This window comes from Micromonospora sp. NPDC049359 (assembly GCF_044466585.1).
GTDB lineage: Bacteria > Actinomycetota > Actinomycetes > Mycobacteriales > Micromonosporaceae > Micromonospora.
This window is the reverse complement of the sequence record NZ_JBITMW010000004.1, coordinates 418,948-431,513: the sequence shown is the minus strand read 5'-3', so window position 1 is coordinate 431,513 and position 12,566 is coordinate 418,948. Positions and strand designations below refer to the sequence as shown.

The 12,566-nt window shown below is 73.3% G+C and carries 12 protein-coding genes; 8 read left to right on the top strand and 4 right to left on the bottom strand.

Translation table 11 applies throughout. The features are described from left to right. The first annotated feature begins 209 nt into the window (after positions 1–209). Complete coding sequence (locus ACIBTX_RS13170; protein ID WP_355052537.1) at positions 210–530, top strand: WhiB family transcriptional regulator; 321 nt, start codon at positions 210–212, stop codon at positions 528–530. A 6-nt stretch (positions 531–536) separates the two neighbouring features. Here the strand turns inward: ACIBTX_RS13170 and ACIBTX_RS13165 are convergent, their stop codons facing one another. The 3 genes from ACIBTX_RS13165 to ACIBTX_RS13155 are packed head-to-tail and all read right to left on the bottom strand — an operon-like array spanning position 537 to position 3,262. Then, the gene (locus tag ACIBTX_RS13165; protein WP_357132857.1) at positions 537–1,685 is read right to left on the bottom strand and encodes an ArsA-related P-loop ATPase; all 1,149 of its coding nucleotides are present in this window, start codon (positions 1,683–1,685) and stop codon (positions 537–539) included. Between the two features lie 57 nt (positions 1,686–1,742). Continuing rightward, positions 1,743–2,720 (bottom strand): ArsA-related P-loop ATPase, encoded by a 978-nt coding sequence (locus tag ACIBTX_RS13160; protein ID WP_357132855.1) that lies wholly within the window; start codon positions 2,718–2,720, stop codon positions 1,743–1,745. Between the two features lie 26 nt (positions 2,721–2,746). Continuing rightward, on the bottom strand, positions 2,747–3,262 hold the full coding sequence (locus ACIBTX_RS13155; RefSeq protein WP_396832507.1) for a hypothetical protein: 516 nt from the start codon (positions 3,260–3,262) through the stop codon (positions 2,747–2,749). Positions 3,263–4,162: 900 nt separating this feature from the next. Between ACIBTX_RS13155 and ACIBTX_RS13150 the strand changes: the two genes are divergently transcribed. The 7 genes from ACIBTX_RS13150 (at position 4,163) to ACIBTX_RS13120 (ending at position 12,073) form a co-directional block, all read left to right on the top strand. Continuing rightward, positions 4,163–4,648, top strand: a complete 486-nt coding sequence (locus ACIBTX_RS13150; RefSeq protein WP_357132853.1) for a hypothetical protein — start codon at positions 4,163–4,165, stop codon at positions 4,646–4,648. Between the two features lie 44 nt (positions 4,649–4,692). Next, positions 4,693–4,848 carry a DUF4177 domain-containing protein gene (locus ACIBTX_RS13145; RefSeq protein WP_007466198.1) on the top strand — a complete coding sequence of 52 codons (156 nt, stop codon included), beginning with the start codon at positions 4,693–4,695 and terminating at the stop codon, positions 4,846–4,848. 55 nt (positions 4,849–4,903) lie between these two features. Further along, the gene (locus ACIBTX_RS13140) at positions 4,904–5,365 is read left to right on the top strand and encodes a RidA family protein (RefSeq protein WP_355052533.1); all 462 of its coding nucleotides are present in this window, start codon (positions 4,904–4,906) and stop codon (positions 5,363–5,365) included. 113 nt (positions 5,366–5,478) lie between these two features. Further along, on the top strand, positions 5,479–6,306 hold the full coding sequence (locus tag ACIBTX_RS13135) for an MBL fold metallo-hydrolase (protein ID WP_396832487.1): 828 nt from the start codon (positions 5,479–5,481) through the stop codon (positions 6,304–6,306). Further along, the gene (locus tag ACIBTX_RS13130) at positions 6,303–9,932 is read left to right on the top strand and encodes an adenylate/guanylate cyclase domain-containing protein (protein ID WP_357392909.1); all 3,630 of its coding nucleotides are present in this window, start codon (positions 6,303–6,305) and stop codon (positions 9,930–9,932) included. The genes ACIBTX_RS13135 and ACIBTX_RS13130 overlap by 4 nt, the downstream gene beginning before the upstream one ends. A 146-nt stretch (positions 9,933–10,078) precedes the next feature. Then, positions 10,079–10,534 (top strand): hypothetical protein, encoded by a 456-nt coding sequence (locus tag ACIBTX_RS13125; protein ID WP_396832486.1) that lies wholly within the window; start codon positions 10,079–10,081, stop codon positions 10,532–10,534. A gap of 30 nt (positions 10,535–10,564) precedes the next feature. Beyond that, on the top strand, positions 10,565–12,073 hold the full coding sequence (locus ACIBTX_RS13120) for a serine/threonine-protein kinase (RefSeq protein WP_357132845.1): 1,509 nt from the start codon (positions 10,565–10,567) through the stop codon (positions 12,071–12,073). Here ACIBTX_RS13120 and ACIBTX_RS13115 read toward each other — a convergent pair. Next, positions 12,060–12,401: a hypothetical protein gene (locus ACIBTX_RS13115; RefSeq protein ID WP_357132843.1), complete on the bottom strand. Its 342-nt coding sequence runs from the start codon at positions 12,399–12,401 to the stop codon at positions 12,060–12,062. The two genes, ACIBTX_RS13120 and ACIBTX_RS13115, sit on opposite strands and share 14 nt — an antisense overlap. Positions 12,402–12,566 lie beyond the last annotated feature (165 nt).

Sequence of the window (12,566 nt, the reverse complement as noted above, 5' to 3'; positions counted from 1 at the left end):
GTCGAGAGCCCGGGAAGCCGGGAGTGTCCGGAATGATGGATTTCGCCGACAACGTTGCGTAATCAGTCGACTACAGAGCATGATGATGGCGGCGACAGCGCCACATGTCGTCCGCGCCGCCTTGGGGAAGGTGAGCCGGGCGATCGGGGGGAAATTGCCGGCTGCCGTGCAACGAGGTCGGTAGGTACTGCAAGGGGGGACGAGTACACATGGGCATGATCACTGACTGGCCGTCGCTGGCGGCGTGTCAGAACGGGGACCCGGACGCGTTGTTCGTACAGGGCGCCGAACAGAACGTGGCCAAGCGGATCTGCCGAAGCTGCCCAGTTCGGTACGAGTGCCTGGCCGACGCGCTGGACAACCGGATCGAGTTCGGTGTGTGGGGCGGTATGACCGAACGGGAACGCCGAGCGTTGCTGCGTCGTCACCCGCAGGTGACGAGCTGGCGCAAGATGTTCGAGGCAGCGATGAAGAAGAACAGCAAGGACCAGGCCGGCAAGGACAAGATCCTGGTCACCGCGGCAACCTGACGCCGCTCACGACCGGCTGATCGCCGCGCCGATCGTCCGTAGCCCGTCGACGTCGTGCACGTCGGCGGGCTGCGCCGTCACCGACACCGCCGGCACCGCCGGGAACGCCTCGGTGAACCGCGCGGCGACCTGCTGCTCGCGTACCGCCTGACGCGCCAGCGCCGCGTGCGCCCGCAGCACGTCGGCGGTGCCCTCGTGTCCACCCAGCTCCGCCAACCGCTCCGCGGCGGCGCGACTCCGCTCGGCGTCCAGCTTCGGAACCACCGGGCGGTGCACCCGGTTGAGCACCAGGCCGGCGAGCGGCATCTTCTCCTCGCGCAGGCGGCCCGCGAAGTAGGCGGCCTCCCGGACCGCGTCCGGCTCCGGCGTCGCGACCAGCAGGAAGGCCGTCTCCCCCGCCTGGAGGATCCGGTACGTCTGCTCGGCCCGCTGCCGGAAGCCCCCGAACATCGAGTCGAGTGCGGCCACGAAGCCGGACAGGTCGGTGAGCAGCTGCGCGCCGAGGACCTTCTGCACCACCTTCGAGAACATCCCGAACGACGCCGTGACCAGGCTGAACATGCTCCGCCCGCCGCTGCGCGCCGGTGCCAGCAGCAGGCGCAGCATCCGACCGTCGAGGAAGCGGGAGAGTCGGGCCGGCGCGTCCAGGAAGTCCAGCGCCGAGCGGGACGGCGGGGTGTCCACCACGATCAGGTCCCACTCGCCGCGCGCGTGCAACTGGCCCAGCTTCTCCATCGCCATGTATTCCTGGGTGCCGGCGAACGTCGAGCTCATGGCCTGGTAGAACGGGTTCGCGAAGATCTCCGCGGCCTTCGTCGGGTCGGTGTGCGCAAGGACCACGTCGTCGAAGGTGCGCTTCATGTCCAGCATCATGGCGTGCAACTCACCGCCGCTGGCCTCGACGTCGATGCCCTTGACCTGCCGGGGCGTGTTGTCCAGCTCGGTCAGGCCCAGCGACTGGGCGAGCCGGCGGGCCGGGTCGATGGTGAGCACCACCGTGCGGCGGCCGTGCTGCTCGGCGGCCCGCAGCGCCAGCGCGGCGGCCGTGGTCGTCTTTCCCACCCCGCCGGCACCGCAGCACACGACGATCCGCACGCCCGGGTCGGCGAGGATCTGGTCGACGTCCAGCTGCGGCGCCGCGTCTTCGGAAGGCACCAATCGAGCGTATCGGGCCGCGTCGGTCCATGCGCCCGTGCTGCGCTCAGGTGTGAGTCAATCGGCGTGGACGAGGGCCTGGGCCAGGGTCGCCAGGCCCGTCCGGTCCACCCCGTCCGGCAGCAACGGCAGCTCGACCATCGGCAGCCCCAGCTCCACCAGGTCGGCGCGGAGGGAATCCTCCAGTTCGCGCCGGATGAGCTGGTCCCGTGCCTCGTCGTGCAATCCGGCCACGATGTCCTGATCAGCCGGCAGTCCAGCGGCGACCAGACCCCGCCGCAGGTCCGCCGCGGTGACCGCCGGTCCGGCCGGCAACGAGGGCCGGGCGCCGTTGACGATCACCTTCCCGATGCCGAAGCCGAGGGAGGTCAGGTCGGCGATGGCGTCGACCGTCTCCTGCACCGGCATCTCCTCCAGGAGCGTGACCACGTGCACGGCCGTCATCGGGGAGCGCAGCAGGGCGGAGACCCCCTCGCTCTGGGTCTTGATCGGGCCGACCTTGGCGAGCCGGGCCGTCTCGGCCGTCACGTTGAGGAAACGACCGATCCGACCGGTGGGCGGGGCGTCCAGCACCACGGCGTCGTACGCGCGCCGCTGCCCCGAGGTACGGGTGGTGGCCTCCTTCACCTTGCCGGTGAGCAGCACGTCCCGCAGGCCCGGGGCGATGGTGGTGGCGAAGTCGATGGCCCCCAGCTTGCGCAGCGCCCGCCCCGCCGCGCCCAGCTTGTAGAACATGTCGAGGTATTCGAGCAGGGCCTCCTCGGCGTCCACCGCGAGCGCGCGCACCTCACCGCCGTCCGGCGCGTCGGCGAGGTGTCGCTCCTCGTACGGCATCGGGTCGAGGCCGAAGAGTTGGGCGATGCCCTGTCGGCCCTCGACCTCCACCAGCAGGGTGCGCCGGCCACCGGCGGCCAGCGCCAGGGCCAGCGCCGCCGCCACGCTGGTCTTGCCGGTGCCGCCCTTGCCGGTCACGACGTGGAGGCGGGCCGACCATCCGCTACCGGCCGGGTCGGACGGCCGCTCAGGTGCACGCACCTGTCGAGCCTATCCAGGGCGACGGGTCACGCGACCTCGCAGACCCACCAACCCGTCTTCTGCACCACCGTGAAGCGCAGGTCCTGGTCGGCAACCTTCTCGTCGGCCGTGGTCATGGTGACCCGGGTGGAGACGGTGGCCCGGTCGCCGGTCTGGTTGTCGACCTTCGGGGTGGTCCACTTGAATCGGGGGTTCTGGTACGTGGCGGCGTACTTCTCCACCTCGGCCACCTTGGCGGCGATCTTCTTGTCGTCGCGCGAGGCGGCGCAGACGTGCTCGGCGGCCTTGCCGGCGTCCCGATCCTTGTAGACGGCGGTGAGGAACTCGTCGACGGCGACCGCCGGCTCCTTCGCGCCCTCGCCGGACTCGGCGTTGCGCAGGGTCAGGAACGTCACGACGCCACCACCGACGCAGAGCACCATGATCACGGCCAGCGCGATGACCGCGATCAGCAGACCGCGCTTCTTCTTCGGCTCGGCGGTGCCGGCGTACGGCGGGTAGCCGGGCGGGGGCGGCGGAATCGCGCCCGGGGAGACGGGCAGCGCCGACGTGTCGGCCGGGCCCCCGTTCTGCGGGACGCCACCGGGCGGGGCGGGCGCGGCCGACGCTCCGGGCTGCGCGGGAAACGCCCCTGCCCCGAGCTGACCGGACGAGAGTGGCTGGCCGGAGACGGGCTGGCCGGAGAGTGGCTGACCGGAGACAGGCTGGCCGGAGAGTGGCTGACCGGAGAGTGGCTGACCGGAGACGGGCTGGCCGGAGAGGGGCTGACCGGGGACTGGCTGGCCGGAGAAGGGCTGGCCGGGGAGGGCGAGCTGCCCGCCGGGGGCGGATGGGCCGGACCCGGCGCTCTGAGCGGGGAACGCCGGCGGGCTGGCCCCGGCGGGCTGGCCGGGCTGGGCCGACGGGCCGGGCTGGGCCGGGATAGCGGGCTGGGCCGGTGTGGTCGGCGAGCCGGACTCACCGGTGGAGGTCGTCGGGTCGGACTGTCCGGGGCTGGTCGCCGCGTCGGGCTGGCCGGTGGGGTCCGGGTGGGCCGGCGGAAGAGCGCGCGGGCCGGCCTGGTCGCCGCTGGGCGGTTGGGTCATCTCGTTCCCCCGGGGGTGCGGCGCCCGGCCGCCACCCCGGGCGCCGAGCGAGATCGAGCGGGCGGCCGGGCGCTGCGCGACCGTCCGACCGAGAGGGTAGCGGCCGACCGCCGGTTCGGTGTCGCCCCTACCGCGCCGTACGTCACTTCTCGAGCCGGAGAAGCGGATGGTGACATCCGACGCAGTCGGGATTCCTGCCCCCGGTCTGTCACATATGTGACTCTGGGTGACTGATCGTGCGCGTCCTGTTGGCGAGACCGCCCCCCTGGACCTACCTTCGTCCCGGTGCGGGGGACCGGAACGGTTGGTTGAACCCGACCGGAAGCGTGATCCGAGAGGTACGACCGGAGGCAGTTCATGCGCGACGCGGACAACATCCCTCGCACCCAGTTCCCGACGAACGATCGGCAACGGCGGCTCGGGTCCACGGGTGAGGTGGCCGGCGGGCTGGTCGGCAACCTGCCCATCAACGAGCGGTCGTACCGCCGGGTTTCGGAGCCGCCGGAGATCGCCCGAGCGTCGAACCGACCGGTCGAGCGGTCGCGGGACGACGACGAGCCGGGTTTCGTCATCCATCTGCCGATCCGGGTGCCCGATCTGGCGGCGGCGACCCTGCTGGCCGGGCGGGTCGCGGTGTCGCTGGGCTTCCTGCCGGAACTGGACGCGGGTGAGACGACCGTGTCCAACGCGGACGACCAGAACAACCGGCACCGGGTCTTCTGCGACCTGTTGCTGCCCGACCGCTCGCGTTGCCCGCAGGGGTACGGGCACGAGGGGCCCTGTGGAGAGCTGCCGGCCACGCCGGAGCAACGTCCCGCGCCCCGCCCGGCCAGCGGACCGTAGGCTGTGCCTCGACGAAGTCCGCACCACGAGGGAGCCCTCCAGCGATGCAGAAGTGGGAATACTCCACGGTCCCTCTGCTGGTCCACGCGACCAAGCAGATCCTCGACAACTGGGGTGAGGACGGGTGGGAACTCGTCGCCGTGGTCCCCGGCCCGAATCCGGACCAGCTCGTGGCGTACCTGAAGCGGCCCAAGGCGTGAGCGCCGGGACTCCGGCGCGGCGACGCTCCGCGATCGCGAACGACGAGGTGACGCGATGAGCAACGGCCCCCACGCGAAGCTCGCCGAGTTGGGCCTCGAACTGCCCGACGTGGTGCCGCCGGTGGCCAGCTACGTGCCGGCCGTGCAGTCCGGGCAGCACGTGTACGTCTCGGGCCAGCTGCCCATCGCCGAGGGCAAGCTCCTGGCGACCGGCAAGGTCGGCGCGGGGATCTCCGCCGAGCAGGCCAAGGATCTCGCCCAGCGGTGCGCGCTCAACGCGCTGGCGGCGGTCGACTCGCTGGTCGGCCTGGAGAACGTGGTCAAGGTGGTCAAGGTGACCGGTTTCGTGGCCTCGGCCCCCGGATTCATCGGCCAGCCCGCCGTGATCAACGGTGCCTCCGACCTGTTCGGCACCGTCTTCGGCGAGGCCGGCCGTCACGCGAGAAGCGCGGTAGGCGTGGCCGAACTCCCCCTGGACGCCCCGGTGGAGATCGAACTGATCGTCGAGGTCGCCTGACCCCACCGCGATCTTGCACTTCCTGTCCCGACGAATGCCGTGAACAGGCATGAAGTAGCAGCAGGAAGTGCAAGATCGCGGGGAGTGTCGGGCGGGGTCGTACGATCGCAGCCATGAGCGGGCACGTGACGGGGGCCGTGGCGGCATTGGCTGGCGAGCTGCCGGCGTGGGTTTCGCTGCTGCGCGCGCCGAACCCGGGGCCGATGACCCTCGACGGGACCAACACCTGGGTGCTGCGCGCGCCCGACGCCGACCACGCCGTGGTGGTCGACCCCGGGCCGGCCGACGAGGGGCACCTGAAGCGGATCGCGGAGCACGGCCCGATCGGCCTGATCCTCATCACCCACGGCCACCCGGACCACACCGAGGGCGCCGCCCGCCTGCGTGAGCTGGTCGGTGCGCCGGTCCTCGCCGCCGACCCGGCGCACACCATCGGCGGTACGCCACTGAGCGCCGAGACCACGCTCGACGACACCCTCGGCATCCGCCTGCTGAACACTCCCGGACACACCGCCGACTCGGTCTGCTTCCTCATCGAGTGCGGCGACGAGCGGGTGGTGCTCACCGGTGACACCATCCTGGGCCGGGGCACGACGGTGGTAGCCCACCCGGACGGGAACCTCGGCGACTACCTGGGCAGCCTCGAGCTGCTGTCCGCGTACACCGGGATCGCGGCGCTGCCGGGCCACGGCCCGGCGCTGGCCGACTGCGCCGCCGCCGCCGAGTTCTACCTCGCCCACCGGCGGGCCCGGCTCGACCAGGTCCGGTCGGCGGTCGACGCCGGCGCCCGGACGCCCGCCGACGTGGTGGCGGCGGTCTACGCGGACGTGGACCGCTCGCTCTGGTGGGCGGCGGAATGGTCGGTCCGTGCCCAGCTCGAATATCTGGGCGTCGACAGCGGGGAATCCGCGCCGGGGGTCAGTGGGTTGGAGCACACGTGACCTGCCCGGTGTGCGGAACTGTCGCCGTCCCCGGCGCACGGTTCTGCCACAACTGCGGCGCCGCGCTACCGGCGGCCGCCACGTTGCCGGCGGCCGAGCGCCGGGTCGTCACCGTTCTCTTCGGTGACCTCTCCGAATTCACCTCCTGGTCGGAGGACCTCGACCCGGAACGCGTCGGCGCGGTCACCGACCGCGTGCTCGCCGCCCTGGCCGGTGCCGTCAAGACCTTCGGCGGGCACGTCGACAAGCTGACCGGCGACGGGATCATGGCGGTCTTCGGGGCCCCGGTGGCGCACGAGGACGACGCCGAGCGGGCCGTCCGGGCCGCCCTGTCGATGCAGCGGGCGGTGCGCCGGGTGCTCGACGACGAGCGGGGCGGCGGCGCGCCGCTCGGTCTGCGGGTCGGCCTGAACACGGGCGACGTCATCGCGGGTATCCAGGCCGCCATCGAGTACACGGTCATCGGCGACACGGTGAACACCGCCGCCCGGCTGGCCGACGCCGCTGCCGTCGGCGCGGTCTACGCCGGCGGGCGTACCGCCGCCGCCACCCGGCACGTCGCCTCCTGGCGGGCGCTGCGCCCGCTGCGGCTCAAGGGCAAGCGGGAACCGGTCGAGGCGTACGAGCTGCTGGGCCTGTTGGACGCGCCGGGCACCCGCTCGGGTCTCGGCGACGAGGCGCCCTACGTGGGCCGGGAGACCGAGATCGGGCGGGTCGCCGGCCGACTCGCCGAGGTGATCGACCAGGGTGACCCGCGGGTGCTGCTGATGACCGCCGAGGCGGGCATCGGCAAGTCCCGGTTCGCCGCCGAGGTGGAGCGCCTCGCGGCCGGGTACGACGTGGGCGCCGGCCGGTACGCGGCGCACACCGGCGCGCGGGTGCTGTCGGTACGCTGCGCCGCCTTCGGCGAGCGGCGTCGGCTCGCGCCCCTGGCCGACCTGGTCCGTGCCGCCGTCGGTCTCCCCAGCGACGCCGCCACCGCGCTGACCCGGCCGGCCGTGGAGGAGCGGCTACGCCGACTCGGCCAGCGTCTCGCCCGCTCGGGTGAGACGGCTCCGATCGCCAACGACCAACTGCTCGCCCTGCTCGGCTACGCCGAACTGCCCGCGCACTCCGGCACCGACAACGGCGAGTGGGGCGCCGCGGGTGCGGCGGCCGCCGACGCCGAGGCGGTGCCGAACGCCGTGGCCGACCTGCTCAGCGGGCTCGCCTCGGAAGCGCCGCTGGTGATCGTGGTGGACGACCTGCACGACGCGACCGCCGAGACCATCAGCGCCCTCGGGTCGACCCTCTCCCGACTCACCGGCCCGGTGCTCGTCCTGCTGCTCGGCCGCCCCGAACTGGTCCGTACCGCCGGTGCGTTGACCCGTGTCGCGGACGCCGAGGTGCACTCCCTGCCGCCGCTGCGGGGCGCCGACGCGGCCCGCCTGCTGACCAGCTATCTCGGCGGCGGGAAGTTGCCGCCGGCCGACGCCGACCGGCTGCTCGCCACCGCCCAGGGCAACCCGTTCTACCTGGCCGAGTTGGTCACCCTGCTGATCGAGCGCGGTGCGCTGACCACCGCCGCCGGCACGCGGGACCAGGACTCGTCCGGCTGGCGGTTGGTGCCCGGCTCGCTGGGCAGCCGGCTGCTCTCGCGGGACCTCGCGGCCGTCCTCGCCGCCCGGATCGACGCGCTGCCTCCGGACGCCCGTTCCGTGCTGCGCGACGCCGCCGTCGTCGGCGACACCGTGCCGACGGGCGCGCTGGAAGCGCTCCGCGAGCAGCGCCGGGACGGGAGGCCGTCGGCGGTGGTCGCCGTCGAGTTCGACCGCGCCGTCGAGGAGCTGCTGCAACGCCGCATGCTGCACCGCACCCGCTCCGGGTACGCGTTCGCCACCCCGCTCATGCGGGAGGCCGCGTACGCCGGGGTGAGCAAGGCGGAGTTGGCCGAGCGGCACGCCGCGTTGGCCCGCTGGGCCGCGCCGGCCGAGGGTGTCACCGCGGGCGGCTTCTCGGAGGAGGCCCGCGACGACTTCGTCGCCGCACACGTGCAGCGGGCGGCCACGCTCGCCGACGCGGTGAAACTGCGACCGGACGCGCCGGCCCGCGCCGTGGTCCCGCTCGGGATCGCCGCACTCGGCCGGGCCGCCCGCCGCTCACTGTCCGCCGGGGAGCCCGCCCTCGCCGTCGAGTACGCCGAACGCGCCAGCGAACTGGCTCGCGACGGGGTGCCGGCGACCGACCGGGTGGTGCACGCCCGCGCGCTGCTGCAGATCGGTCGGGTGGTGGACGCGCTCGCCTTCGCCGAGAAGATCGCCGCGAACGCGGGAGACGACGCCACCCGGGCCAGCGCCCTGCTGCTCGCCGGGCAGGCCCAGCAGACCCTCGGTGAGCAGGGCCGGGCGGAGGCCGCCTGGCAGGAGGCGTTGCAGGTGGCCACCGCCGAAGGGCTGCCCACGCTGCGCGCGTCCGCCATGCGCCGGCTCGGCATGGGCGACTTCGTGGCCGGTCGGCTGAGCCAGGCGAGCAGCCGGCTGGCCGCCGCGTACCAGGTCAGCCTCGCCGCGCAGGATCGGCGCGGGCAGGCCTGGTCGCTGCAGAACCTGGCGTGGGTGACCACCACCCGGGGTGACTTCGCCGGCACCGACGCCGTGCTCGGTCGGGCCGCACGGCTCTTCGCCGAGCTGAAGGACCCGTACGGTCGGGCGTGGCTGCGGGGCACCACCGCGTTCGCCCGGCTGCTCGCCGGTCGGCTGCGGGAGGCGTGCCGCCTGGCGCAGGTCTTCCTGCCCTTCGGCGAGCGGGTGGGCGAGGCGTGGGCGGTGGGTACGCTGCGCGCGGTCGCGGCGTACGCCACCGCGGAGCTGGGCGACCTGGCCGAGGCGGACCGGGAGGCCCGCCGCGCGTACCGCGAGTTCGCGGCCGCCTCCGATGACTGGGGGCGCGGGTTCGCGCTGGTGGTCCGGGCCGTCGTGGCGCGTGGGCTGGGCGAGCCGGAACACGCGGCCGACCTGCTCACCGACGCCCTGGTGTACGCCGAGCAGACCTCCCACCCGCTGCTCACCGGAATGGCCGGCACGCTGCGCGGCTCCGTGGCGCTGGACATGGGCGACCACGAGACCGCAGAGCAGGCCGCACGGGCGGTGTTGACGGCCGTCGAGCCGCACAACCCGCAGGCGCCGGCGCAGGTCGCGCCCCGGGTGCTGCTGGCCACCGCCCGACTGGCGGCCGGCGATCCGGCGACTGCGGTCGGGCTGCTCGCCCCCGTGGCGACGGCCGCCGCCACCACGCCCTCCCTGCTCCTGTCCCGCCGCCAGACCATGGCCCGGTACGCGTCGGCGCTGCTCGCCCACGGTCAGCGGGAGCAGGCGCTGGACTGGGCCCGACGGGCGGTCGCCGCACCCGCCGAGGACGTACGCAGTCAGGTGATCGCGGCGAGCGTGCTCGCCGAGGCGTTGGCGGCCTGCGGCCACCCGGAGGAGGCCCGGTCCTGCGCCGACGAGGCGGTCCGCCTGGCGTACGCGACGGAACAGCGCAGCGAACGACGGGCCGCCAAAGCCCTCCAGGAACGCCTGACCCCCACGAACCCCCCGCCCGGTGATCATGAAGTTGTTGCCACCGACGCCGGCGTGTCGACGCAATAACTTCATGATCGTCGCCCGCGGGCGGGTGGGGGTTCGGTGGGTTTTGGCGGTTCTGGGGATGTGGTTGTCCCGGGGAGCGGCTAGCGTGTCACCACCGCGCGGTGCTCCACAGTGGTGACCGTCGCCGTGCCTGGGGGAGGCCCACCATGAAGCTGCCGCGTTCCGTCGCCGGCTGGACCATCGCGGTCTTCGGCGTCCTGGCGCTCGTGATGGGCGGCGTCGGTCTGCTCTGGCCGGAGGCGCAGTTGCGCATGCTCGGGTTCGAGGTGCCGGCGACGCGTTCCGCCGGCGACTACACCGGCACCTTCCTGCTGGCGTCCTCGATGGCGGCGTTCAACATGGGCGTCTACTACCTGCTCGCGACGGTCACCGAGTGGCGGTCGTTCTACCGGTTCACGGTGGTGTTCCGGTTGGTCACCTTCACCGTGTTCACCATCGCCGTGCTGGCCGACATCGCTCCCGACAGGTTCTTCGGCGTGGCCGCGTGGGAAGGGCTCGGTGCGGTGGCGACCGCGGTCGGCCTGCGGATGGACGCTCGCCGGGGCGCGCCGCCCGCCTCTGCCGCTTCAGCGCCGGCCGCTTCGGCGGACGCGGTGCGCTGAGCCACCGGCAGGGTTGGGTATTTTCGAGCGGTGACCGACACCCCGACCGGCGGCCTGCCGGTGCCGATCGTGCCCGGTCTGACTGATTTGCGGGTCTTTGCCCGAGGTGGTTACGCCACCGTCTACCAGGCCACCCAGATCTCCGTCGACCGCGAGGTCGCCGTCAAGGTCGAAAATCGCACGCTGGACAGCGAACGCGACCAGGCCCGCTTCCTGCGCGAGGCGCGGGCGGCCGGACGGATGTCGTCGCACCCGCACGTCGTGGACCTCTTCGACGTCGGCGTGACCGTCGACCAGCACCCGTACCTGATCATGGAACTCTGCGACGGGTCGTACGCCGAGCGGATGCGCAACTCGCCGCTCGGGCCGGTGGAGGCCCGCGACCTCGGCATCAAGATCGCCGACGCGTTGGCCCATTCGCACGGCGCCGGGGTGCTGCACCGGGACGTCAAGCCCGCGAACATCCTCTACTCACACTTCAACTCGGCGGTGCTTGCCGACTTCGGGCTGGCCGTACTGGCCGAGGCCCGGGACGCCTCGGTCACCCTGGAGGTGCTCACCCCGGCGTACGCGCCACCGGAGATGTTCAGCCACAGCCCGCCATCGCCGGCCGTCGACGTGTACGCGCTCTGCGCCACCCTCTACGCGGTGATGCACGGCCGACCGCCGCGGTGGCAGTCCGAGCGCAACCCCAGTCTGGTGACCGTGCTGGAGATGTTCAACCAGCCGATCCCCGCCCTGCCCGGCGTGCCGGACGAGCTGATCGACGTGCTGCGGCTCGGCATGGCCAACGATCCGGGCGAGCGGCCGTCCGCGCTCGAACTGCACGACCTGCTCACCACCCTGCCGTTCGGCGGGCCGGCCGCCCCGGTGAGTGGCGCCCCCCTCAGTGGCGGCGCCTCGATCGGCGGTGGCTCGCCCCGATCCGGCCTGTACGGCACGGGCCAGCCCGGTCCCCGTCCACCGGTCGAGGACACCCGCCCCGGCGTGCCCGGCGGGCGGCGCTGGCGGCGACGCTGGTTCCTCGGCGGCGCCGGCGTGCTGGCGCTCGCCGCCTCCGCCACCACCGGCGCCTGGGTGGCCAGCAGTGACGGGCCGCCCAGCCCGTCCCCCTCGGTGACCCGGGTCGCGGCCCCGGCAACCGGGCCGCTGCCCGGTTGCGCCGGCGTGCCGACCGCACTGCCCAGTGGCGCCCGCTGTCTGCCCGAACTGGAGTGCTTCGGCCCGGTGCGCATCCGCGGCGAACGTGCGGAGGCGGCCCGGGTCCCCTGCGACGGCCGGCACACCTGGGAGGCGTACGCCGAGGGCATCCTGCCGGTGCCGCTGGTGGGCGCGGACCACGACGAGGTGGTCGCCGCCGAGCAGGTACGACAGGTGTGCAGCGCCACGACGTTCCGGCTGACCACCGAGATCACCGAGCCGGCCGGCTGGCACCTGGAGGTGTTGCCGCCCGTCGACGGCAACGTCGACCGGGTCTACCGCTGCCTGGCCGGCCGGGGCGTCGACGCGCTCACCGCCCCCACTCTCACCGGTCGCTGAACCCGCCGCGCGTCCGTCCCCGGTCACGCACCGCACGCAACGCGTCCCGGCTGTCCAGCGCGTCGAGGGTGTCCGCGTCGATGCCGTACGGCATCAGGTCCGGTGGGGCGGTGGGGTTCGGCTGCTCCGCCGGCTCCGGTTCGTCACGCTGGCGGGCGGCCGACACGGCGACGGTGGCGACCGTCGCCAGCAGCACGCACAACAGCGCGAGAACGACCCCGACAAGGTCCTGCCGGCGCAGGACGACCAGCAGGATCAGCAGCGCGAGGGCACCCGGGGCCGCGACCGCCGCCACCATCCGCGCATCGATCCTGGAGAGTCGATTCACCCTTCCAGCATGTCGTGGCCCGGCTCGCTGTCAACCGCAGAGGCGATCCGCCACGCCGAGCGGCGTCGATCAAACGGTTGGGTCGACCTGACCGATCGGATCGCGTACGCAGTGGACTCGCCTCGCTACTCTCGGTGTTCCGCAGGCTGCTCCGTCAGCGAGGTC